Source organism: Niallia sp. XMNu-256 (assembly GCF_036670015.1).
In the GTDB taxonomy this organism is placed as follows: domain Bacteria; phylum Bacillota; class Bacilli; order Bacillales; family Cytobacillaceae; genus Bacillus_BD.
In genome coordinates this window covers 803638-827053 of the sequence record NZ_CP137636.1, presented here as the reverse complement: position 1 = coordinate 827053, position 23416 = coordinate 803638, and the positions used below count along the sequence as shown (strand labels likewise).

General features: G+C 37.4%; 27 protein-coding genes and 1 pseudogene. 9 read left to right on the top strand and 19 right to left on the bottom strand.

Annotated elements, in window-relative coordinates; genetic code table 11:
- Positions 1 to 28 precede the first annotated feature (28 nt).
- Positions 29 to 184 (bottom strand): hypothetical protein, encoded by a 156-nt coding sequence (locus tag R4Z10_RS04115; RefSeq protein ID WP_338471959.1) that lies wholly within the window; start codon positions 182 to 184, stop codon positions 29 to 31.
- A 14-nt stretch (positions 185 to 198) separates the two neighbouring features.
- Positions 199 to 1060, bottom strand: a pseudogene (locus R4Z10_RS04110) (SPFH domain-containing protein).
- 188 nt (positions 1061 to 1248) lie between these two features.
- On the opposite strand from R4Z10_RS04110, the gene R4Z10_RS04105 reads away from it, so the two are divergent.
- Positions 1249 to 2718, top strand: a complete 1470-nt coding sequence (locus R4Z10_RS04105) for an amino acid permease (RefSeq protein WP_338471958.1) — start codon at positions 1249 to 1251, stop codon at positions 2716 to 2718.
- Between the two features lie 58 nt (positions 2719 to 2776).
- Here the strand turns inward: R4Z10_RS04105 and R4Z10_RS04100 are convergent, their stop codons facing one another.
- Both R4Z10_RS04100 and R4Z10_RS04095 read right to left on the bottom strand, forming a co-directional pair.
- Entirely contained in the window at positions 2777 to 3805 is a 1029-nt protein-coding gene (locus tag R4Z10_RS04100; RefSeq protein WP_338473159.1) for a glycosyltransferase family 2 protein, read from the bottom strand.
- Between the two features lie 26 nt (positions 3806 to 3831).
- The gene (locus R4Z10_RS04095) at positions 3832 to 5514 is read right to left on the bottom strand and encodes a DUF6044 family protein (protein WP_338471957.1); all 1683 of its coding nucleotides are present in this window, start codon (positions 5512 to 5514) and stop codon (positions 3832 to 3834) included.
- Between the two features lie 185 nt (positions 5515 to 5699).
- On the opposite strand from R4Z10_RS04095, the gene R4Z10_RS04090 reads away from it, so the two are divergent.
- Positions 5700 to 5918: a methionine aminopeptidase gene (locus tag R4Z10_RS04090; protein WP_338471956.1), complete on the top strand. Its 219-nt coding sequence runs from the start codon at positions 5700 to 5702 to the stop codon at positions 5916 to 5918.
- 51 nt (positions 5919 to 5969) lie between these two features.
- Here the strand turns inward: R4Z10_RS04090 and R4Z10_RS04085 are convergent, their stop codons facing one another.
- Genes R4Z10_RS04085 through R4Z10_RS04075 form a run of 3 tightly spaced genes read right to left on the bottom strand, consistent with a single transcriptional unit; the run spans position 5970 to position 8975 of the window.
- Complete coding sequence (locus R4Z10_RS04085) at positions 5970 to 7067, bottom strand: FAD-dependent monooxygenase (protein WP_338471955.1); 1098 nt, start codon at positions 7065 to 7067, stop codon at positions 5970 to 5972.
- Positions 7068 to 7115: 48 nt separating this feature from the next.
- Entirely contained in the window at positions 7116 to 8216 is a 1101-nt protein-coding gene (gene ribD / locus R4Z10_RS04080) for a bifunctional diaminohydroxyphosphoribosylaminopyrimidine deaminase/5-amino-6-(5-phosphoribosylamino)uracil reductase RibD (protein ID WP_338471954.1), read from the bottom strand.
- A gap of 12 nt (positions 8217 to 8228) precedes the next feature.
- A complete protein-coding gene (locus tag R4Z10_RS04075; RefSeq protein ID WP_338471953.1) occupies positions 8229 to 8975 on the bottom strand; it encodes a GTP cyclohydrolase II in 747 nt (248 codons plus the stop codon).
- Between the two features lie 143 nt (positions 8976 to 9118).
- Between R4Z10_RS04075 and R4Z10_RS04070 the strand changes: the two genes are divergently transcribed.
- Together R4Z10_RS04070 and R4Z10_RS04065 are read left to right on the top strand one after the other, a co-directional pair.
- The gene (locus tag R4Z10_RS04070) at positions 9119 to 9445 is read left to right on the top strand and encodes a helix-turn-helix domain-containing protein (protein WP_338471952.1); all 327 of its coding nucleotides are present in this window, start codon (positions 9119 to 9121) and stop codon (positions 9443 to 9445) included.
- Between the two features lie 89 nt (positions 9446 to 9534).
- Entirely contained in the window at positions 9535 to 10524 is a 990-nt protein-coding gene (locus R4Z10_RS04065) for an NAD-binding protein (protein ID WP_338471951.1), read from the top strand.
- Positions 10525 to 10558: 34 nt separating this feature from the next.
- Here R4Z10_RS04065 and R4Z10_RS04060 read toward each other — a convergent pair whose 3' ends face one another.
- Complete coding sequence (locus tag R4Z10_RS04060; RefSeq protein WP_338471950.1) at positions 10559 to 11908, bottom strand: glucose-6-phosphate isomerase; 1350 nt, start codon at positions 11906 to 11908, stop codon at positions 10559 to 10561.
- A 186-nt stretch (positions 11909 to 12094) separates the two neighbouring features.
- On the opposite strand from R4Z10_RS04060, the gene R4Z10_RS04055 reads away from it, so the two are divergent.
- Positions 12095 to 12325 carry a DUF378 domain-containing protein gene (locus R4Z10_RS04055; protein WP_338471949.1) on the top strand — a complete coding sequence of 77 codons (231 nt, stop codon included), beginning with the start codon at positions 12095 to 12097 and terminating at the stop codon, positions 12323 to 12325.
- A 68-nt stretch (positions 12326 to 12393) separates the two neighbouring features.
- Here the strand turns inward: R4Z10_RS04055 and yugI are convergent, their stop codons facing one another.
- From yugI to R4Z10_RS04030, 5 genes are all read right to left on the bottom strand, one after another.
- Positions 12394 to 12798 carry a S1 domain-containing post-transcriptional regulator GSP13 gene (gene yugI / locus R4Z10_RS04050; protein ID WP_338471948.1) on the bottom strand — a complete coding sequence of 135 codons (405 nt, stop codon included), beginning with the start codon at positions 12796 to 12798 and terminating at the stop codon, positions 12394 to 12396.
- 225 nt (positions 12799 to 13023) lie between these two features.
- Positions 13024 to 14202: an aminotransferase gene (locus tag R4Z10_RS04045; RefSeq protein WP_338471947.1), complete on the bottom strand. Its 1179-nt coding sequence runs from the start codon at positions 14200 to 14202 to the stop codon at positions 13024 to 13026.
- Positions 14202 to 14702 carry an Lrp/AsnC family transcriptional regulator gene (locus R4Z10_RS04040; RefSeq protein ID WP_338471946.1) on the bottom strand — a complete coding sequence of 167 codons (501 nt, stop codon included), beginning with the start codon at positions 14700 to 14702 and terminating at the stop codon, positions 14202 to 14204. Before R4Z10_RS04040 ends, R4Z10_RS04045 begins: the two co-directional genes overlap by 1 nt.
- Before the next feature lie 217 nt (positions 14703 to 14919).
- Positions 14920 to 15432, bottom strand: a complete 513-nt coding sequence (locus R4Z10_RS04035; protein WP_338471945.1) for a superoxide dismutase family protein — start codon at positions 15430 to 15432, stop codon at positions 14920 to 14922.
- Positions 15433 to 15740: 308 nt separating this feature from the next.
- Entirely contained in the window at positions 15741 to 15956 is a 216-nt protein-coding gene (locus R4Z10_RS04030) for a hypothetical protein (RefSeq protein WP_338471944.1), read from the bottom strand.
- Between the two features lie 170 nt (positions 15957 to 16126).
- On the opposite strand from R4Z10_RS04030, the gene R4Z10_RS04025 reads away from it, so the two are divergent.
- Positions 16127 to 16510, top strand: coding sequence for a kinase-associated lipoprotein B (locus tag R4Z10_RS04025; protein ID WP_338471943.1), 384 nt, complete (start codon positions 16127 to 16129; stop codon positions 16508 to 16510).
- A gap of 54 nt (positions 16511 to 16564) precedes the next feature.
- Here the strand turns inward: R4Z10_RS04025 and kapD are convergent, their stop codons facing one another.
- Both kapD and R4Z10_RS04015 read right to left on the bottom strand, forming a co-directional pair.
- Positions 16565 to 17185 (bottom strand): 3'-5' exonuclease KapD, encoded by a 621-nt coding sequence (gene kapD, locus R4Z10_RS04020; RefSeq protein ID WP_338471942.1) that lies wholly within the window; start codon positions 17183 to 17185, stop codon positions 16565 to 16567.
- A gap of 176 nt (positions 17186 to 17361) precedes the next feature.
- Positions 17362 to 17595 carry a hypothetical protein gene (locus R4Z10_RS04015; RefSeq protein ID WP_338471941.1) on the bottom strand — a complete coding sequence of 78 codons (234 nt, stop codon included), beginning with the start codon at positions 17593 to 17595 and terminating at the stop codon, positions 17362 to 17364.
- Between the two features lie 199 nt (positions 17596 to 17794).
- On the opposite strand from R4Z10_RS04015, the gene R4Z10_RS04010 reads away from it, so the two are divergent.
- Positions 17795 to 18067 carry a DUF1450 domain-containing protein gene (locus tag R4Z10_RS04010; RefSeq protein WP_338471940.1) on the top strand — a complete coding sequence of 91 codons (273 nt, stop codon included), beginning with the start codon at positions 17795 to 17797 and terminating at the stop codon, positions 18065 to 18067.
- A gap of 40 nt (positions 18068 to 18107) precedes the next feature.
- Here the strand turns inward: R4Z10_RS04010 and R4Z10_RS04005 are convergent, their stop codons facing one another.
- Positions 18108 to 19604 (bottom strand): leucyl aminopeptidase, encoded by a 1497-nt coding sequence (locus R4Z10_RS04005; RefSeq protein ID WP_338471939.1) that lies wholly within the window; start codon positions 19602 to 19604, stop codon positions 18108 to 18110.
- 222 nt (positions 19605 to 19826) lie between these two features.
- Between R4Z10_RS04005 and R4Z10_RS04000 the strand changes: the two genes are divergently transcribed.
- Positions 19827 to 20306 (top strand): divergent PAP2 family protein, encoded by a 480-nt coding sequence (locus tag R4Z10_RS04000; RefSeq protein WP_338471938.1) that lies wholly within the window; start codon positions 19827 to 19829, stop codon positions 20304 to 20306.
- A gap of 96 nt (positions 20307 to 20402) precedes the next feature.
- Here R4Z10_RS04000 and R4Z10_RS03995 read toward each other — a convergent pair whose 3' ends face one another.
- The 3 genes from R4Z10_RS03995 to R4Z10_RS03985 all read right to left on the bottom strand — a co-directional run bounded on the left by R4Z10_RS03995 (position 20403) and on the right by R4Z10_RS03985 (position 22899).
- Entirely contained in the window at positions 20403 to 21101 is a 699-nt protein-coding gene (locus R4Z10_RS03995; protein ID WP_338471937.1) for a 3D domain-containing protein, read from the bottom strand.
- Between the two features lie 134 nt (positions 21102 to 21235).
- The gene (locus tag R4Z10_RS03990; RefSeq protein ID WP_338471936.1) at positions 21236 to 21559 is read right to left on the bottom strand and encodes a YuiB family protein; all 324 of its coding nucleotides are present in this window, start codon (positions 21557 to 21559) and stop codon (positions 21236 to 21238) included.
- 125 nt (positions 21560 to 21684) lie between these two features.
- The gene (locus R4Z10_RS03985; protein WP_338471935.1) at positions 21685 to 22899 is read right to left on the bottom strand and encodes an NAD(P)/FAD-dependent oxidoreductase; all 1215 of its coding nucleotides are present in this window, start codon (positions 22897 to 22899) and stop codon (positions 21685 to 21687) included.
- A gap of 145 nt (positions 22900 to 23044) precedes the next feature.
- Here R4Z10_RS03985 and R4Z10_RS03980 point away from each other — a divergent pair, with 145 nt between their 5' ends.
- Positions 23045 to 23392, top strand: a complete 348-nt coding sequence (locus R4Z10_RS03980; RefSeq protein WP_338471934.1) for a YqzG/YhdC family protein — start codon at positions 23045 to 23047, stop codon at positions 23390 to 23392.
- Positions 23393 to 23416: the final 24 nt, after the last annotated feature.

Below are 23416 nucleotides of genomic sequence, written 5' to 3'. Positions count from 1 at the left end.
GTTTATGGAAGTGTCTCGCACCTAACTTTTACTCTTCTTTTGTTCGTCCTGCTTCTTTTAGTGCTTTTTTCAGGATAATTTCGATTTGAGCATTTACACTTCTAAGTTCATCACTTGCCCATTTTTCAAGGGCATCATATACATTTTGATCAACCCGAAGTAAATAGCGCTTTTTTTCCGGCACCGTATATCACAACCTTAATAAATGCTTCCCGTATTAATAATTGGTTGATTTCCTTTATCTGAAACTAGAGCTACTAAGAGATTATTTACCATTTGTGCCTTTTTCTCTTCTCTTCATCAAGCTCAACCACTTGTTCTGCATTTAACTGATCAATAGCTGATTTTACCATAGAAACGGCTCCATCGACAATTACCTTCCTTGCCGCTAAGACTGCTCTCGCTTGTTGTCTTTGCAGCATCGAATGAGCAATTTCACTAGAATTTGCCAAATGCATAATTCTTGCCTCAATAATCTCTACACCAGCAACTGACAATCTTCTTTGAAGATCTTTTCACCAACCTCATCTGAATGTTGTCGCAGTGAGATTTCCAGATCATTATTGAAATTATCATAAGGGTACTGACTAGCGATATGACGTAACCCTGTTTCACTTTGTATATGAACAAATTCTTCATAATCTTCTACATCAAATACCGCTTTCGCTGAATCAAATACTTTATAAACGACAACTGCCGCAATTTCAATCGGATTTCCTTCAAGATCATTTACCTTTAATTTATCACTATTAAAGTTAATAACGCGTAGCGATACATTATTTCTTACGGTCAAAGGAAATGAAAACCAAAATCCTTCTTGCTTGATCACACCTAAATAATTCCCAAAAAGCGTAAATACCTTTGCTTGATTTGGTTGAATGATGGAAAACCCTGTTGTCAATAAAAGGAATAAAAGAAGAAGTAAAATTCCAAAAATCAATGTAGGAATACTGCCACTTGAAGTAAATGTTAGGATAGAGAAAATTGTTCCAAAAAGCAAGATGATTTCAATAAGGACACCAATAAATCCATTTACCTTATAAATATCCTTTTCCCTCATAAAAGCCACCCTTTCTAATATCTATTTACTATCATTATGATATCATATTGGTATCATAGTGTATAGGAGTAACCAAAAAGTCCTGCTACTTACCTACACTTCACATATTTTCCATTGAAATTTATAGGTGATTTAGTATAATGTCGAGGGATAATATTAAAAATCAAACTTAAATTGGGGTTTTTTACATGCAAACATCTACAGAAAAACATCATCATGATCATCATAAGAGTGGCGGACTTCAGAGGAGGTTAAAAGCCAGACACTTAACGATGATTTCATTAGGAGGCTGTATAGGAACAGGTTTGTTTCTTGCAAGCGGTGGTGCGATTCATACAGCAGGACCTGGTGGGGCCCTCCTAGCATACGCTCTTATAGGCGCAATGGTTTATTTCCTTATGACAGGCTTAGCTGAGATGGCTGCTTACATGCCTGTAACTGGGAGCTTTAGTACCTATGCTACTAAATTCGTTGATCCATCTTTCGGTTTTGCCCTAGGATGGAACTATTGGTATAACTGGGCAATTACGATTGCCGCGGAACTTGCAGCCGTCTCCTTAATTATGAAATTTTGGTTTCCAGATACCCCTTCCATCATTTGGAGCAGTCTTTGCCTCCTTATTATGTTTCTCATTAACACTCTTTCAGTGAAAGGTTTTGGTGAATCTGAGTATTGGTTTTCACTGATTAAGGTCATTACCGTTATTGTCTTTATCATTACTGGCATCTTAATGATTTTTGGAATTTTAGGTGGAGAGGCGGTTGGTTTTACCAACTTTACTATTGAAGATGCTCCATTTAACGGTGGATTTCTTGCCATCCTTGGGGTGTTTATGGCTGCCGGTTTCTCGTTCCAAGGAACCGAGCTTCTTGGTACAGCTGCTGGAGAAAGTGAAGATCCAGAAAAAAATATTCCAAAAGCCATTCAACAAGTGTTCTGGAGAATCTTACTATTTTATATTTTTGCCATTTTAATAATCGGGTTACTGATCCCATATACGAACGAAAATCTCGCGAGCGGCGATGTTACGATGAGTCCATTTACACTAGTTTTCGAAAGGGCTGGAATTGCTTTCGCTGCATCCGTAATGAACGCGATCATTTTAACCGCTGTTCTTTCAGCAGGAAATTCAGGCATGTATGCTTCTACAAGAATGCTGTGGAATTTAGCCCGCGAAGGAAAAGCCCCTAAATTTTTAGCCAAGTTAAACAAAAGAGGCGTTCCGATTAACGCTTTAATCGTTACATCTCTTGTCGGTTCTCTTGCCTTCCTTGCATCCTTTTTTGGAGAAGGGGTTGTGTATGTATGGCTGCTAAATGCATCAGGAATGTCAGGCTTTATTGCTTGGCTCGGAATTGCAGTTTGTCATTATCGATTCCGAAAAGCCTATGTGGCTCAAGGGAAAGACTTAAAGGATCTTCCATATCAATCTAAGTTCTATCCTTTTGGTCCAATATTCGCTTTTGTTCTATGTGCAATTGTTATATTAGGACAAAACTTCCCTGCCTTTATGGGAGATGAGATTGACTGGTATGGTATCTTAGTTTCTTATGTAGGACTTCCTCTATTTCTAATTGTATGGTTGGGGTATAAGTGGACGAAAAAGTCAAAATTGATTCCACTTGAACAATGTGATTTAGATCGAGAATATGATTAATAAATAAAGCAAGGCGGTTTCAAAAGGGCAAATAAATACCTTTGAAACCGCCTTTTTATTAATTCATTTTTGGCAATACTTGTAACGAACCTTCTTCTTGACGGGATTGTTCATCATCACCAGCTAGTGGGATCCCAAGATTGAAGAGATCAACATCAACGATATATTTAGGCCTGCGCTTTGATTCTTGATACACTTTTCCAATGTATTCCCCTATAAGACCTATCGCCATTAATTGCAGGCCCCCAATTAACCAAATCGAGGTGATTAAAGAGGTCCAGCCTGTTTCCGTTTCCCCTATAAATTTAAGGATTAAAAAGTAACTTAAAAAAATGAGACTCGTGAAAAAGAAAGCACACCCAGTTAACATAACAAAGCGAATCGGAGTAACAGAAAAAGAGGTTATCCCATTAAAAGCAAATGCAAGCATCTTCTTTAACGGATATTTCGTCTCACCTGCAAGCCGTTCTTTTCGGTCATAATATACAGATGTTGACTGAAATCCAATTAGTGGAACGATGCCTCGTAGAAATAGATTCACTTCATCAAATCGCTCCAATGCATCTAATGCTCGTTTACTCATAAGTCTATAATCGGCATGATTATAAACTAAGGGCACGCCTAGTTTTTCCATAAACTTGTAAAACCCTTGAGCAGTGACACGCTTAAAGATAGTATCTGTATCTCTTTTATCACGCACTCCATATACGACCTCGTAGCCTTCTTTAAACTTCTCAATAAATGAACGAACCACCCCAATGTCGTCTTGTAAATCAGCATCCAGGGATATGACACAATCGGAAACCGTTTTTGCAGCAAACAACCCTGCTAATAACGCATTTTGGTGTCCGGAGTTTCGTGCCAGCTTTAACCCGCGAATATGTTCAGTCTGAATACTGGCTTTATAAATCAACGACCATGTGGCATCTCGACTGCCATCATCAACAAATAAAATCCGACTTTTTTCTGAAATGAACCTATCCCGAATGAACTCTGTTACTAGTTCATGTAAATGATTAATTGTATATGGTAGAATTTCCTCCTCGTTATAACAAGGCACAACAAGTGTTACAACAGGTGCACTCATTTCGTTCCCTCCATGTTGTTCAGCCATTATCGCACTCGATATAAATAAATCTTCCATACAGACTCTTTTGTTGTAAATTCTTTTTCTAATACGAGTTGATTCTCTTTCGCATTTATAATCGGGACCGCTGAGAAGATGTAACGTCCACCCATTTCCTTAAAAACATCTGTTTGCAATTGAAGATTCTTTAGTTTCTTCTTCGATGACTTCTTAAACATATAATGTTTACCTAGTTCATCAGCAAATAGATAGCAACGTCCGCCCCATTCATCATAGTAAGTTCGGATTGTTTTATTTTTTGCCAGCTCGTTTTCAATGATTTTTCTAAACTCATATTTATAGCTTAATGGATAAAAATTATTATAAGAGTCCAGTGTGTAAAATCCATTAAATTGAGCAATTGCTGGATGCAAACCGATACTAGCGACTCGATACTGGTCTTCCGGTAAGCCGATATATTCCTTTATTTGTGAAAAAAGCTTAACATCATAAAACTCTTTCACAGAAGGTTTTGATTGAAAAGCAATTTCCTCATTAAATGGAATCAGTACAATGAGTTGAGCAGCAACACAAACAGAAATAATAAGTGACTTCCACTTTGATAAAGCTTGCCATAGAATCTTTAATGCTAAAGCAAAGCTAACATAGATGACAAGAGGCCGCAAAAAGTGGAATCGGGCAAAATTAAACGTATTCATAAAGTGAAATTTAAGGGTTAACGGTTCCCAGCCTTTATAAAACCAAAAGGCATACCATAATGATAATAGGAAATTTAGGATAAATAAAAACAGGAATGATTTCTCTTGTTTCCACCAGCCCTTCTTCCAAACAATGAAAAAGGCAATCAACAATAATGGTAAAATCACTAAAGTATGAACGGTCATCACATGAGTATGACCAAGCATATAGTTTTTAAAGGTTAAACGAACAACTCTCCATAAGGTTAATCGTGCATGGATATATTCATCCCTGCTATTTGGTTCATCATCAAAAATAAACGAGTGGACAAGCCTGTATTCTACTAACATATAAATGAGACCCATATAGACGAGGGCGATTAAAAATGCCCATCTATGCTTCTTTTTTCTAATTACATCAACTAACCATAGTACACCCATTGCAAATAGAAAAAAGAACATGCCCAGAACAATACTTGAATACAGTGGCAACAAAGTAAAAACAGCATATTCCCGCCACGATATTCTGCCTTTACGGATATGCAGCAAAGCCCATAAGGCGAGCGGCATCCCTAATGTGCTTAACATCCCAGATGGCCAAAAAGGAGTTAAAGCAAATGTTAAAGCCGCCCCAACGCGAATGACCGCCCACTCTTGTTTGGTTAAAAAGTGATCCCGCAATAATAAATACATGCCTAAAAAGGCAAATACCCTTGTAATACTTTGACTTAAGGCATAAGCCAACATTGTTGGAAATAGAGAATGAAGCCAAACAATCCCACTCCATTCAGTACCAAATGCGTTTCTAGATAAACTTCCATTCATGATCTGTGGAATAACCGCCCCAATCGAGCCGAAAATTTCACCACTTTCCTTTAAAACTTTATACCAGGCTAAGTTTGAATCCAAATTATCATGAACGCGAATATGAGCATTCTCCCCTAATATAAAAAGCGGGGACACGAACAGGGCAATGATCAGCAAAGCCCCCCAGATCAATCTCTTTTCTTTTCTTGTTTGTAATAAATCCAAAGCCCAACACCTCAAAGACTTGATGGACTTACTATTTACATAAATGGGAAAAATTATGTAACCACATTCTTTGGAAATGGATCGGCATGTATAAAATTATAATTATGCCAAATAATAGTAATGCACTATAAACATCCTCACCTGTTTTTGCATAAGATAACATTAAAGATGGGAGTGTTAAAGTCATGGGGTTATTTAGTTATTTCTCTAACTTAAAAAATAACTTATATGAGAAAAAAATCGCTCAAGCTGAATCATCGGGGAATTGTCCTGATTGTTATGGGAAGGGATTTCAGATACCTATAGTTAATGAATATTTTTATCCTGAGACGTTAGAATGTCTATCTTGTAATGGAACAGGGAGCTTCTCTAAATGGAATGAAAATAAACAATCTTATTCATAAAAGTCCGGAAGCAAGCCTTAGCGATGCATTCCGGACTTTTTTTGAATTGGATTATACAAGCGCAAATTGTTTACCAAAGGATGCTTCTCTCTCAAATTGAGTGGATTGTAGTACCTCAACATCTCCTTTGCGGATTTCCTCAAACCGCTTTAACTCCTCGTCACCGATTTGATCGATTGACCCTTTTTGATAAATGAGTTGAAAAAGAGTTTCCGCATCTTTCATTGAGCTATTCAATCCAAAGGCTCCTGTTGGGCTCATTGTATGGGCCGCATCCCCCATAATCACGATTCGATCCTTTACCCATGTCTCAGACTTACTACTCTGTACGACAAGGAGAATAAAGTCCTGCCATGAACGAATGTTTTCTCTAACCGTCTCTTCCAGCTCGGGAAAAGCAGTGATTAATTGATGGATGAAAGGTTCAAATGGACCTTTTCGAATCTCAGGAAACGAGCCTTCAGGAATATTCCACCCTATTTGAACGTAACCGCCATACTGAGTAAATAAAGCCAATTGTTCATCATCAATAAGAGCCATACGGATCGTTGGCTCCCATTGATTTGGTGCCGGGATACGCGCCCATAGCAAATCATATCCGTGAGGGATTTTTGTCACCGGGAACTCTGCCAGCTTGCGAACCGTCGAAAAGCGACCGTCTGCCCCGACAATAAGAGAACTTTTAATCCTGATTTCTTTGTTATCACTTACTGCTGTAACCCCGCTATAATGACCGTTTTCTTTGATTAATCCGACAACCCTCGTATTTAATAAAAGAGTGTAGTCTGATAATGGTTTGGATTTTTTTAATAAAAGACCAAGTAAATGATTTTGCGGAACATGTATACCTACATGACCGATACTTGGCGTTGGTAAAATGGTCTTAATGACTTTACCTTGGTCCCAATATTCTACCTTCTGCATTCGTAATAAACCAATTTTTTCAAGTTCATTAAAAAGTCCGTACCTGTGAAGGATGTCTTCACCTACTTCATTTAAATGCTCGCCTCTGAATTCTTTATTAATATGTGAATTCCTTTCAACTAAAATCGCAGAGATTCCATGGCTCGCAAGTAAATAGGCTAATAATGCGCCACCAGGACCAGCACCTACGATACACACATCCGCCTGATAATCATATTCATTCATGTTTATCACCCTTACTTTTCATGTTGTTTCAGGGTTGCAAAGTATTTCCTATCCCTTTCTCTTGGGATATGCTGTAATGAGGAGATCTTCACCAATTTGTTCAATCGTATCCCAATCAACAGCAATAGCCTCATCCATCGAGTCTACATCAACACCAGTATAGGGAGTAAGCGAATGTCGTCCACCTAATATTTTTGGGGCTACATACATGAGGAATTTATTAATTAGACCCGCTCGTAAAAACGAACCATTCACTTCACTTCCCCCCTCAACAAGTACATCAGTAATCCCTTTTGAAAATAATACTTTTAAGATGTGGTGTATATCGAGACCCATTTCGACCTCAGGAACAAATAATACTTGCACCCCTTTTTCCTGTAGCATTCTAGCCTTTTCTTGCTCACTGCCTTCTTTTGCAAATATCCACGTTTCTGCTTCTGAACAATCTGTTATTTTTGCATCAATAGGAGTTTGCAATTTCGAATCAAGAATAATCCGAACTGGATTCTTACCGCCCTGTGGAAGCCTAGTTGTTAACATCGGATTATCTGCAAGGACGGTTCCAATTCCGACAAGGATGCCATCGACTTCATTTCGTAAATAATGGACTTTTCTCCTGGACTCCTCACCTGTAACCCATTTAGAATGGCCAGTATGAGCAGCAATTTTCCCATCAAGAGTCATAGCAATTTTTGAAATTATAAACGGAGTTCCATGGACCATATTGTGAATGAAACGTTCATTTACTTTTTTCGCCTCTTCTTCAAGCAACCCTACTTCTACTTCAATCCCTGCATCTTCTAATATTTTAATGCCGCGGCCAGCAACGAGTGGATTTGGATCTTTCATCGCAATCACAACCCGTTTAACACCAGATTCTTTCACCAAGAGTGCGCAAGGAGGTGTTTTTCCGAAATGGGAACACGGCTCAAGTGTCACATATAGTGTGGCCCCTTTCGCATGCTCCCCTGCCATCCTAAAAGCATGCACTTCTGCATGTGGTTCGCCTGCTTTTCGATGAAGTCCAGAACCTACCACCATGCCATCTTTTACAATAACCGCACCAACAAGCGGATTTGGATTTGTTTTTCCTTTAGCCGTGGCAGCTAAATCCAGAGCAAGTTTCATAAAATCATAATCGTTCTTCATATATTGTTCTCCTTAGTTTGCAATAATTAGCTCACCTTTTTTAATATGCCCTGCTTTTTCAACCTTTGTCGCTAAATAAAACTCATTATATTCAGAGATATCACCCCATAATGGAATATGATCGTGTATCATTAGTCCATGAGCTTTAAGGGCTTCAATCTTCCTTGGATTATTTGTAATTAATGTCACCGGGCGAGTTCGTAGACCTTTTAAGACACGAATTGCTTCTTCATAGGATCGAGTATCGTCCGGAAAACCGAGCGCGTGGTTTGCCTCTACTGTATCGTATCCCTCTTGTTGTAGAATATAGGCGAATGATTTTGACAATAAGCCTATACCTCGTCCTTCGTGATTCGCTAGATAAAACAGAGCACCGCTCCCTTTCTCAACAATCATTTTCATCGATTGACGAAGCTGAAAGCCACAGTCACATCGTTTACTCCCAAAAATATCACCCGTATGGCAAATGCTATGCATCCTGATAAAGGCTTCATTCGCATTTTCAAAATCACCATATACCAACACGGACGATTGTTGATGCTGTGCAAGATCCAATGTTGCAATCGATTCGAGGATCATTTCTTTTTCTGCCGGAATGCCTTCTAGAGGCATCCATGTATACCATTGAAATATAACAACTTCCCCATCTAATTGAACAGGAAGATTTACTGGTCCTACTAAACAAAGGTCGTTTTTATCGTTATCCTTTAAAATGGTCATTTTATTCATTAAGAGTTTTTTTGTTTTTTCAGTGATCATAAAGTTCATCCTTCCGACTTAGATTACACCTTTATTACAAACTTACTATATGTAACTAAGTATAGATTCGTAAATTGTTGACGTCAAGTAATTTATTCACTATTATTATGATGTTAACTATTCGTAACAGAGGTGGTTTTACAATGGGGGAAAACACCCTTTGTCCTAAGTTCTTCAAAGCAACCGAGATTCTTAGTAAACGTTGGAATGCCTTAATTATCAATCAACTGTTATTAGGACCACAACGTTTTTGCTCAATCAGCTCCTCGTTGCCTATTAGTGGCCGTCTGCTATCTGAACGTTTAAAAGACTTGGAGAAAGAAGACATTGTATCCCGAGAAGTTTACCCTGAAGTTCCTGTAAGAATTGAATATAGATTGACTGCTAAGGGGTTAGCATTACAGAAGGTTTTTGAGGAAATGACTCATTGGTCTCAGGAATGGATACAAATTGAAGCAAAAAAAGACTGATTCAAAAGGAATCAGCTTTTTTTGTTTTAGATGGCTATTTCTCGTTCATAATGGGAAGATAAGGATCTTTTATACCTGAGGTGAGTATGTTGCCTAGCCAGATTTACTTAGGTTTTATTCGTTTACCACTTTTACTTAGGACGTTTATCATTGCCATTTCATCAATTATTATCTTTGGTATTATCGTCCATTTTATTGAACCAGATTCCTTCCCAACTATTTTTGATGGCATATGGTGGGCCATCATAACCGCTTCTACTGTTGGTTATGGAGACTTTTTTCCTTCGTCAATTTTTGGTAGACTCGCTGGAATTCTTTTAATCCTATCTAGCGCAGGATTCTTGTCTTCCTTTTTTGTTGCCTTAGCAACAACAGCCGCTACAAGGCAAAATGATTACCTTGAAGGAAAGGCCATTTTCCGAGGGAAGAACCATTATATTATTGTAGGCTGGAATGAACGTTCAAAAGAGGTCGTTCAATCCTTATTAATTAAACAAAAAACCGTTTCTATCACTTTGATTGATGCCTCCTTAACTAAAAACCCACTGCCCAATCATAATATTCATTTTGTAAAGGGGGTAGCCAATCAAGATTCGACTCTCCTTCAAGCCAATATTGAAAACGCAACCAAAGTTATCATTACCGCTGATACAAACTTAGGGGAGATGCAGGCAGACATGAATAGCATTTTGACCCTCCTTGCGGTTAAAGGGTTAAATCCAAACGTTGAAACCATTATTGAGATCTTAACGAATGATCAAATAGCCAATGCTAAGCGGGCTGGGGCGGATGAAATTATTCAGACGAACATTTTAACAAGCTTTGTCATTCATCAAAGTATTAATTCTCAAGATATGGTTACTTCCTTTTTAGACTTGTTGTACCAGTTGTCAGAGGAAAAAATTACGTTTAAAGAGGCAGATATTGACGAGCTGAATAAAGACTATACGAGCTTAGGGATGAAATATTTAGAAGAAGGCATGACTTTATTAGGGGTAAAACGAGGCGGAGCTACTATTTTGAATCCACCAAAGCCATTCGCCATTGAAAAAAAAGATCAATTGATCCTCATTACTTAAAAAGAGTGCTGATTCTTAGTCAGCACTCTTTACATTATTTCAATCGCTTCTCAAGCTCTACTTTTTTCTCTTCAAAACCTGGCTTGCCAAGCAATGCAAACATGTTCACTTTATAGGCTTCAACACCTGGTTGATCAAATGGATTTACGCCAAGTAAATATCCACTCATGGCACATGCTTTTTCAAAGAAATACACTAAATACCCAAATGTATATTCGTCTAGTTGAGGGATTGTCACAATAAGATTTGGAACTCCGCCATCTGTATGAGCAAGCAATGTTCCTTGGAACGCTTTATTATTAACAAAATCAACTGTTTTTCCAGCTAAATAGTTTAATCCATCTAAATCCTTCTCAATTTCATCAATCGTTAATTCATGTTTTGGCTTTTCTACTTTAATAACCGTTTCAAATAGAATACGACGACCCTCTTGGACATACTGACCTAGTGAGTGAAGATCGGTTGAGAAATTAGCGGAAGAAGGATAGATTCCTTTCTGGTCTTTTCCTTCACTTTCCCCAAATAGTTGTTTCCACCATTCTGCAAAATATTGAAGTGCTGGTTCATAGTTAATCAGCATCTCTACAGTTTTCCCTTTGTTATATAAAATGTTTCTTACGGCAGCATATTGATAGGCTAGATTTTCACTAAGCTCTGAACAACTAAAATCTTCACGGGCCGCCGCTGCACCTTTCATCATTGCTTCGATATCAAGGCCACTCGCAGCAATAGGCAAAAGACCAACTGCTGTTAATACAGAATAGCGACCACCCACATCATCAGGTATCACAAAGGTTTCCATACCTTCTTCAACTGCAACGGTTTTAAGTGCACCCTTTTCTTTGTCTGTTGTTACATATGTACGTGTCAAGGCCTCTTCTTTTCCGTATTTCTCTTCTAATAATTTACGGAATAAGCGGAAAGCAATCGCTGGCTCAGTCGTTGTTCCAGATTTGGAAATCACATTAATCGAGAAATCTTTACCTTCTAATAAATCGATTATGTCATGCATATAAGTTGAGCTAATATTGTTCCCTGCAAAAATGATTTGTGGTGCTTTCCGCTGCTCCTTCGAGAGTGCATTGAAAAAACTATGCTGAAGTGCTTCAATAGCTGCACGTGCACCTAAATAAGAACCACCAATTCCAATTACAATAAGGACATCAGAATCATTTTTAATTTTCTCAGCCGCTTTTTGAATACGAGAGAATTCTTCTTTGTCATAATCGACTGGTAAATCAATCCAACCTAAATAATCACTTCCTGCACCTGTTTGTTCATGTAAGGAATGATGGGCCACTTTCACTGCATCTTGCAAGTATGTAATTTCATGCTCTGAAAAGAAAGGCAGAGCTTTTGTATAATCAAATTGAATATGTGTCATGAACGCTCCTCCATTAGTTGTATTGATTCTCTTTTACTTTAGCGGAAAAAGATTACATAATCAAGGAACCTCATTAATTGTAAGGGTATACATTTTTATAAAAATTACTTTCATGTAATGTATAATTTTCTCGGGCAGTTAAATTCTAAGTAATGTACGATACTAAATTACAAGGGAGGTAAACGCATGAACGGAATTCAACGTGCTGCACTCGTATTAACTATCATTGGGGCATTAAATTGGGGATTAATTGGATTATTTCAATTCGATTTAGTTGCATCCCTTTTCGGAGGGCAAGACGCCTTCTTATCCCGACTCGTTTATGGACTCGTTGGACTTGCTGGACTTATCAACTTAGGATTATTATTCAAATCAAACGAAGGATTTGGACGTAGTCCTGAACTGAGAACAGAGTAGTAGGGTTCTCATCTAAACATAGTCAAAGGGACTGACTCATAGAGTCAGCCCCTTTTTTATACAGATCCTTACTTCTTAATTAAATCATTGTTTTGAGAGGATTGTTCGATCCACTCTTGCAGTTTATCTCTTAGTGTATTGAATCCAGGTTCTGTTTCAGCTTGAATAGCTGCTGCTTGACGTTTCCGTGATTTTGGTGCAGGTTTTGATTCAGGAGCTGCAGCAGGAGCTTCTTCTGTTGCACGAATCGACAAACCAATTTTCCCCGCATTTTTATCAACAGATAAAACTTTTACTTTTACTTCATCGCCCACTTTTAAATATTCATTAATATCTTTTACATATCCATGAGTAATTTCAGAAATATGAACAAGCCCTTGATTGTTTTCATCTAATGCAACAAAAGCTCCATACGCTTGGATACCAGTAACCTTACCCGTTAAAACACTACCTACTTCAATATTTTCAGTCATTAAAAACACTCCTAGTTTTTTGTTATTAAAATTCCAATTATACGCAATAAAAAATTATATCATAAGATCAAGAGAATATCAAAACAAAAGAAATAATAGAGTACGTACAGCAAAGATTTCCTAAACTTGATGAATAAAAAAGGAGAAAGCTGGAAAGCCTTATAATGTAAGACCTTCTAGTATTCCCCCCTTTTTTTGTGGACAACCTTTAAGGCTGTCCTTTTTTTACTTTTTTTCAAGACTTTCTAAAAATCGGTTGATCCGCTTCATAGCCTCTTGAATTTCTTCAATCGAGGTTGCGTAAGAACAGCGGATATGTCCTTCACCGCTCTTCCCAAATACATCACCAGGCACAACAGCTACATTTTCTTGTTCTAATAATTGCTGTGCAAACTCTTGCGAAGTTAACCCTGTTGACTCGATCGAAGGAAACGCATAAAAGGCTCCACCTGGCACATGACAAGAAAGCCCCATTTCATTAAAGGATTGTACGATGTAGTTTCTTCGTCTTCGGTAACTTTTAACCATCTCGATAACTTCATTTCGTCCGTTTTTCAAAGCTTCCAACGCTGCGTATTGGGCCATTGTTGAAGCACACATCATCGTATACTGATGGATTTTCAGCATAGCACCAGATATTTCAGGAGGAGAACATACAAATCCAAGCCTCCAACCCGTCATAGCGAAACTTTTTGAAAAACCTGATATTAAAATGGTTCTTTCTTTCATTCCGTTAAGGGAAGGCAAGCTAGTATAGTCCTCATCGTAAACAAGTTCCGCATAGATCTCATCTGCAACCACAATTAAGTCATGTTGAATGGCTACCTTGGCTAAAGCCTCTAGTTCCTGTTTATTTAACATGGAGCCTGTTGGGTTATTAGGTGAACAAATAAGCAGCGCTTTCGTTTTATTTGTAATGGCCTTTTCTATTTGATTTGGCGTTATTTTAAAATCATTTTCTTTTAATGCCTGTACTTGAACAGCAACACCACCAGCGAGTTCAACGATCGGAACGTAAGAAACAAAACATGGCTCTATTACGATCACTTCATCACCTGGGTCCAATATCGCTCTCATGGCAATATCAATCGCTTCACTCGCCCCAACTGTAACAATGATTTCGGTTTGCGGTGAATAGTCAACATGAAATCTTGTTGACATATAATGGGCAATTTCTTCCCTTAACTCTATCAGCCCCGCATTCGCTGTATAGGAAGTAAACCCTTGCTCAAGTGAATTAATCGCCGCTTCTCTAACATTCCAGGAAGTAACAAAATCCGGTTCCCCCACCCCGAGTGAAACAACCCCTTCCCTGCCTGCAGCCAAATCAAAAAATCGTCTGATTCCAGATGGCTTTAATTCCTTTGCTTTTTTAGATAAGTAAGACTTTGTTGATTGGTTCATTAAGGTGACACCACAATTCGTCTATCTTTTTTCTCAGGTTCAAAAATAATTCCATCGTGCTTATATTTTTTGAGAATAAAATGTGTGGTCGTTGAAACAACAGATTCTAGTGTAGCCAACTTTTCAAATACAAATCGTGCAATGTCATTCATTGAATGACCTTCAATTATGACCGATAAATCATAGGTCCCTGACATTAAATACACAGAGTTTACCTCTTCAAAACGATAGATGCGTTCAGCAATTTCATTAAAGCCTACTCCCCGTTGTGGGGTTACTTTCACATCAATCATCGCTCGAACACCTGCATATTCTTCAATCTTTGCCCAATCGATAACAGAAATATATTTGACAATAATTCTTTGCTCTTCTAATTTTTTGATAATCTCTTCCGTTTCCTCTGTACTTAATTGGGTCATTTTGGCAATACTTTCAATTGGTAATCGAGCATCCTTTTCAATGATCTCGATAATCTCCATTTCCTTTTCAGTTAGTTTCATAGAGAAGCCTCCAATAAGTTTATCGTTAATAATAATAGAATTGATCCCTGTTTTATCTTAAAATACTAGCTTTTAAATGTAAATATGAATCCATTTCATATTATATACAATTTTACTTCATTTCCCTAAAATACAAAAAGAAGAAGTTCTATTCTACTAAAGTAGATCATTCTTCTTCTTTTTGGTCTGTCTTTTTTTATAATCATTTTTCCCTCTTCTATTGCTTAGTTATCTCTCCACATGCAATTCGCTCTCCAGCATCCCCGGCTGGTTGTGACATGCCATCGTCTTTACCGTCATGAATAACAATCGATTTCCCATCCTTTGTTAACAGAGAAGCTTTCCCTTCCTTCAATGTTACTAAAGGGGCCTTTAATTCTGCTTTTACTACACCGCCTTCCTTCACAATGATGTTTGGCAAATCTCCTGCATGCGCCCCTTCAGGATGAAGCAAACCGTGTTTCTTATCATCTGGATTAAAATGATCGCCTGCTGACTTAAAATCAGGTCCTTCACAAGAACTTTTATCATGAATATGCATTGCATGTTCACCTGAAGGCAAACCACTTAAGTCTATATCTAATTTAATCCCACTTGCCTGCTCGGTTAGAGTAATCGTACCAAGTGTATCCCCATCAGCATTGTGCATTTTCACATCCATTTTAGTCACTTCTTCTCCTACACAACCTGTTAAAAAAAGGAACAAAAGAAATAAACTTATTTTTTTCATTTTTATACAGCCTCCACCTTACGATTCGTCTCTAGTGTTGACAAATGCGAATAAAATTAAACTTTTGGCATAAAGTGAAACTTCCATCAGTGAAGTTTTCTTTCATCCCCCGACTGATGGAAAGCTTTAGACCACAGCTAACTGGTCACACAGACGTTGCCGGAGGCGTATTTAGTCTGTGATCATTATTTCGGAGATTTTAGGGCAGCTGATCCCCCACCTATCTTATTTTATACTACTCACAATCTAGAGATAGAGTCTCGGTCTTACTCTGATTAAGCGTGATAAAAGATAAAAGAAGAACAGCCTTATGATTGACTGTTCTTTCCTTCCATTGGGCCTTTTAATGTTTTTTCAACTTCTTCTTGAATTTTCTGTTCCTCTTTTTTGGATATTTTTCCAAAAATACGAAAGGCAAAATAAGCGAAAACACTAAAAATAATTATGGTAATAAGAGCCGGAATGTATTCTGTTTTATCTTCCGGAAAGTAAAGAAACGGGAAACCTAAAACATAAGAAAACACAAAATCCCTTCTCTCTCAAATAAGTTCTTTGAATATTATAACAGTTAATTAAATAACCATCAAAATTTTCTGACCCCTGTTACTAAATATAATTGTTTCTAATTATTTTGTTTTTTTATGTTTGTACGTCATAATAAGGATTAAGTGATTGTACTAAGGAGGTTCCTAAATTGGATACATTACAAATCGGGGATAAAGTGACTGCGATTTACAAAACTGGAAAATACATTGGGGAATTAACTGACATCCGTCCAGAACATTATTTAGTCAAAGTTTTAGCTGTGATTAAACATCCATTGCAAGGAGATCTACACAACCCTAAAAATGCAGATGTTCCTTTTTTCCATGAAAGAAAGGCTCTTTCCTATTTAGAACAAGCCAATATACCGAAAAAAATGGTGAAGCCATATGAAGATGAAATTCCAAATTATGAGGCGTCATTAAAAATGGCTGTGAGGAACTTTAAGCTCGAATTAGAGCAAGATTCTTCCGCGTTTGCAGAGAAAAGTTTGAGGAATATTGAAACATTAGAAAAGGATTATTTTAAAGAATAATTGTACACTTTACATGCATAATAAAAGCCAAATCAGTCTAAGGATTTGGCTTAATTAAGCAAACTTATTAAAAAGCTGCGAAAAATCAACTCGATCACCAATCGTCGTGTGATCAGGATTGTGTAAATATTGCTTATCCTTTTCGACTAATTTAAAAATATGATACGTAGTAAGTGCGTCATCCAAGGCACGGTGATGCTTCCCTACACCATCTTTTCCATATTCTTGAACCGCCTTCCATAAGCCTGTTTGATTTTGGTCACCAAAAAATCGTTTATATTCCATAGATAGATCAATTTCCTTTGCTATGATCGGAAATGGCAATGAAGCCTTTTCGCAATTATGGCGTAATACCTTCATATCCATATTTCCCCATGTAACAACTGTATTTTGAAAATCTCTTGCTAGACTAGAAATCTTATAAATGAGTTCAGGAAATGTGACACCTTTATCAATTTGAGCTTGGCTGATATGGAGGAAGGATTTACATCTATCCGTTAATACTGGGAAACGATTTGGTATGACATAGGTAGAGTACCTTTCATAAATATGGCCATTAACTACAGCGACAATTCCAGCTTCGATTATTTCAGGATAGAAGCCTTTCGTTCTTTTTCCTTTCTCAGGCATAGTAAATTCAAAATCAATAAATAAATGCTGCTGATTTTCTGCCAATCTTTCACCCCCTAATTAATGTCAAGTCTTTAAAAATAAACTTAAGTATATTTTAACATCAATCTCATCTTTTTTCATTTTTCAGTTAAGTTTTTTTGAAGAAAAAAAAGAACTAGGCATCACCAGTTTGTGAATGACTCCTAGTTCCTTTTATTTTCATATTTGAATTTGATTATTTAATAATAAGGATAACCTAGGTACGGTGGATAAGCTCCATAAGCCCCTGGAAACGCTCCATATACTCCCGGGTATCCTCCAAAAGCGGGACCGGGATACCCCCCGTAAGGACGAGAAATAGCTCCTCCCAGAAAACCGCCGATAAGTCCGCCAACTAAAGGAGCGAGAAAAAATCCTCTTTCCCCATTTTGAGGGTTTCTGTATCCATATTGAGGGTTTCTATACCCATACATTTGCATTACCTCCTTTATCTTAATCCCTTATAAACAGGATTCTTTATACTACTTAATATGCTAGTAATTACAAATTGGGAACAAACCTTATCTAAAAATTGATATTTGGGTTTAATGCCCTTTTTCTTGACGTCCCTGTATGAATCTTTGCTATATTAAGAGTATTATAGGATAGCTCCAATGAGGGGATGTTAAATAAATGGGCATTTTTCTTCAAAAGCTATTTGGAAAAAGAAAATCGTTAAAGCTTGAATTCTGTCAGAAGAACTTGGATCGTTTTTTTGATCAAGATATCTTATCAGTCTTTGATCAGGTTATTAATGAACGCAATGTTGTTACGAAGGAATTTGAGTGTTTAAGCCATTGTAAATTATGTACAGAAAAGGCTTATGTCATCGCAAATGGTGAAGTAATTCATGCTGATGACGCAGGAGTATTGTTAGAGAGGTTAAAGAATCTATCAAGTTGTTAAAACGTAAGAAGAGGAAGCAATCCGCTTCCTCTTTTTCCCCTTATTGGAACCTTTCAACAAGTAACGCCAAAGTTCTTACCATGACACCTGTCGCACCAGATGGTCCCAGATTCCCACCTTTTTTTGTTGTTGCCGTTCCAGCAATATCTAAATGCACCCAAGGGGTTGTATCAGCAAACTCACCAATAAATGCTCCGCCCATGATTGCATGCCCTTCACTTCCAGGAGAATTATTTAAATCAGCCATCTTGCTATTACGAACCCGCTGTTTATCTTTTTCAAATATTGGTAAACGCCAAATCGGTTCTCCAGCTTCTATAGAAGCCTCAAAAACTTGCTGGTACCATTCATCATTATTGGTCATCGCCCCCGTTGTTTCAGTTCCTAGTGCAGTAATAACCCCTCCTGTTAATGTAGCTACATCAACTAGGTAATTGGCACCATGGTGTTTTGCATAGGTAACAGCATCTGCCAACACTAGTCGTCCCTCGGCGTCCGTATTTAATACTTCTATTGTTTTTCCACTCATTGACATAATCACATCATCTGGCTTTAAAGCATTCCCACTAATCATATTATCTGTCGACGGAATCACAGCCACTACATTTTGTTCTGGTCTTAACTCTCCGATTACTTCCATTGCTCCTAAAACAGCAGCCGCACCACCCATATCAGTTTTCATACCGACAATTCCAGCCTTTGTTTTAATCGAATATCCACCTGTATCAAAAGTAATTCCTTTCCCGACTAACCCAATGACGTCTGTCCACTCGTCTTTCGCTTGATACTTTAAGACAATCATTTTAGGAGGTTCAGCAGAACCTTGGTTTACCGCCAGCATTGCTCCCATACCGAGTTTTATCATATCGTCTTTTTCCAAAACTTCTACTTCAAACGAATATTTTTCTGCTAATTCTTTCGCATACTCTGCCAAATCAGTTGCTGTCAATAAATTTCCAGGTGTATTAACAAGTGTTCGCGCGGAGTTCGTTCCTTTTCCATACGCGTATCCAACCGTTAAGGCGGCATTAATTTCTTCTGAATCAGCTTCTTCAGTGTAAACTACAATTCTTTCAATACATTTTTCAGGCTCATTTGGTTTTTGTTTATAATCCTCAAATTGATAAGTTGCTAGCGCAAACGCTTCACTTAAAGCATGGGCGACATCTAGCGCTTCAACCTTTTCCGTTGTGAAAGAATCTAAATAAATGGCTGTTTCTTCTAATTTATCTTTTTTAATTCTTTTAAAAACGACCCCAAAAGCTTCTCGAATATCCTCAAATGAAGATTCCTTCTCCTTCCCAAGACCAATCATATAGAGGCGTTTGCTTGGAATTTGTCCGAATGTATGTATTTTTGCAATTTGTTCTTTCCGGGCTGAAATATCACCACTTTTAACGAGTTCAGTCAATTGTCCCGAAAAAGAATGATCTAATTCCAAAAGTTTTTCCTCAAATTTAACCGGCCTGTCAAATAGCCCAATAATTAAACTTTCATGTTCTTCAGTAAAGGGTTGTTGCCTGCGAACAGTAAACATCGTAAATCCTCCTTCATTTAAATAATTCTTTTTCCACCTTTTGCAAGTTATTCTGATCTAATTTTAGAGTAAGTTAATGATAGGGTGTCGTCAAGTTATGTTAATAAGGATATTCATTTGTCGAAGGGAATAAGAGCACTGGCATTTATTACTTTATCTTGTTAAAATGTAACATGCCAATATGGTGAGGCTACTAAAATTAAAAAGGATGATCAATCAAAAATGGATTTGTTTGTAAACTTTCCCTTATGGGCTGCACTTATGGCTGTGTTGTTTGCACAGTTTATTAAAGTTCCCATCCAATATATTGCAACAAGAAAGCTTGATTGGTCATTGATGACGAGCACAGGCGGTATGCCGAGTTCTCACTCCGCTATGGTTACTGCCTTGGCAACCGGTGTTGCAATTGAATCAGGACTAGGTTCCCCCATCTTTGCGGTTGCTTGCGTTTTCGCAATTGTTACCATGTATGATGCTTCAGGGGTAAGAAGACAGGCTGGCAAACATGCCACTGTGTTAAATCAGTTGGTATTTGAATTCAAAAATTTTGTAGACGAAGTGAAATCAATGCCACAAAAACCAGAAGAGGAAGTTAGAAAAGAATTAAAAGAATTACTTGGTCATGAACCGAGCGAAGTGTTTTTTGGCGGATTGACAGGTATTTTCCTTACACTAGCCATACATTTTTTATTTCGAGTCTAACCTCAAAATGAGGCTGTCTCAAGAAGGTTTGACGGATTCACTATTTATGTAGTTGCCAGTCACCTTGTCGAGAAAGCCTCATTTCCTTTATCAGGCTTATTTTCTTTCAGTATCGATATATTGCTGACGAAATACTTGCATGGATTCCTCTTCATTTAACACTTGAAGATCTGCTTCTGTAAGAGTCCCGTTGCCCTCTTCAATCACATAAACGTCTATTTCCTTTTTACCCCATTGACTATATACATCATCTACAGTGTTAAAAAATAAGTCGACCCGATTCCCTTTGATCGCACCGCCCTTATCAGCAACAACCCCAAATCCATACCCAGGAATAAATAAGATCGTTCCAATTGGAAAAACCGTTAAATCAGCTGCTATTGTTGAATATAAATCTCTTTTAACCATGACACCCGAATAGGTAATCCCATACTCCGGATGATTAGGGCTTTTTCCTGTTGATTCAATTCCCGCAGTGTAGCCTGTTGCAATCATTTTCTTTTTAGGGTACTTAGCTAGGTCTAATTGCTCCTCCATGCTTTGAGTCGCTGCCTCAACTGCCGAGACTTCTGTGTTCGCTTTAACCGTTAGGTGAAATGGTGGCAAGGCCCCTTTTAACTCTGTGAATTTATCCGAGATATAAGTTCCATTCGTACCATCCTCAACTTTTTCATTCAAACTAGTAACAAAAGTTTTTACATCTAATCCTGTAATTGATTGGATTGTTGTCAGCAAAGCTCCGATAAATAGCAGGGTCATGATCATACGAGTTGCTAGCTTTTTAATTTTTGTCATGTATTTTTCATTCCTCCCAAAACTATTCATTTCCTAAGGAGTTTAAAATTATTCATGAATAGTAAAAAGAAGGAAAATCAAAAAAAAGAGAAGCTCTATACAGTTCAGAGATTCTCTTTTAGGAGTATTTTGTTTTAAAACATTTGATAGCCTCTACTCCGCAAGGATTTTATAGTAACCCCAGCGATGATTGCTCCGCCCCAACCACAGGCCAATATTAAAATATCTGCAGCAGCTAGTCCAATAATCCGTGAGCCTAATTCTGATAACGCTGTAACTGTATTTGTAAAATATTCAATGAAACGAACATCATCAATAATAATAAAAGCGATAATGGGATATATAATAGCCATAATCCATGACATTCGAAGTAACATATTTAAAATAAAGCCAATTCCGAAAAATAAAACGAAAAATAGCAGCATCGATATGATAAGAACAACAATATTCATTTGCATAAAGCGCTTTTCCCCCTCCTTGTTCACTAAATTAAGTGTACTGAATCTTTGAAAAAGCGTCAATTTTTGTGTATTAAAAATAAAACGCAGGCACTCTGAACTAGAGGGTGCCTGCATTCTCCATTCTATATGATCTTAACTCGTCCTTTTTTTGCGAGGAGAGCTGTACCTCCAATCATATATAATCCACGATTATCAATGAGTTTTTTCATCGAGAGTGCTTTTGATCCGGTTATTTTCTTACCATACACAACTCCACAGGCATTATTTTTACCAAGCGCACAGACGATGCCACGAATATGAGGGGCAAATGCTTCAAGTTCACTATCATTTCTAATAAGAGAAGCAATATTTTTTCCACAAGTTATTCCTTGCTGTAAGGCAATTTGTGCAGTTGGTGAATAAGGTTCACCTGTTTTCTGATCAATAACAAGGGAAGAATCTCCAATAACAAAGAGGTTATTATATCCAGGTACCCTTAAATCGCTTAGAACTTTCACACGGCCATTTGTTGTTTCGATGCCTGCCTCTTCAATAATTTTATTCCCACGAACACCTGCAGCCCAAATAAACGTACCTGTTTTTATTTCTTCAAGTTCCCCTTCCGCTCCTGTCCCAATTAAAACAGCATCTTTTTTACACTCTTTAATCCGTTTTCCAATGATAAATTGAACACCCTTTTTCTCCAATGATTTCACAGCATATTCCGCTACATCCCGATCAAATAACTGCAATGGATAAGATGATTGAACACATATGCATTTTACTTTTTTTTGATCCACATGATATTGTCGGCAAAGCTTCGGTATCCAATCTGTCAGTTCCCCTAGAAATTCAATCCCTGTTAATCCAGCACCACCTACGACAATGGTCAAATCGTCATCATTATTAAGGGTATGATACATTCTAAATTTATCTTCAATATGGTTTCGAATACGCCTTGCTGCATTTACACTTGAAATCGCAAGAGCATATTCCTTAATCCCCTTAATTCCGTAATTTTCTTGTTCTCCACCTAAAGCAACAACTAGATAATCATAAGAGAGCTCTTCCCCAGTATCAAATATTACTTTTTGTTGATGAGTATCAATTTTTGAGACTGTTTCTTTTACAAACCGGACTTTATTCCGATTTAATAACGGTTTTATTTCAAATCGAACACGGTTAGGATGGATCGTTCCTCCCGCTACTTGATGGAGCCATGTCCGTTGATAGTGATAATCATGTTTATTTACTAAAAAAATTTCTGCTTCTGATTCCATTAATTCTTTTTGCAACGTTGTTACAGCCATGAGTCCGCCAAAACCAGCACCTAGTATCACAACTTTAGGTCTATTCAAAACCCTTCACCTCCGGAATGGTACTTAATTCCATTGTATTATTCTTTATAGCAAAAAAACAACTGTAACCAAAAGGTCTCAAGAAAATCTAATGAAGAATAAAACGTAGAGAGTCTACAAACTCTATAATGAAAAGGGGGTAAACATGAAGAAATTACTGTATCTCGGCATGATTTGCTTCTCATTTATGAGCTTTGTGGTTACCAGTTTTAGTTCCATTAATGCAGAGTCAGTCGTTTATGCCGAAAGACCGACCCCGCCTTATGCAAAGTGGGGCAATATTGCCGTTCAAAAAACAAAAGAGAGATATCCAAATGCTGAGGTTGTGGACTATTTACATGTTGGACGTGAAAATAAAGGAAACCACTCTGTTGAAAAATTCAAGTTATGGTTAAAAGGGAAAAATAGAGAATTTGGTGTTCTAGTTAATATTGAATTTAACAATTCCACAGAGCAAATCGTAAAGATAACCTATAAAGAAGTAGCTAGATAAGAAAAAAAGCGGCGTCTGCCACTT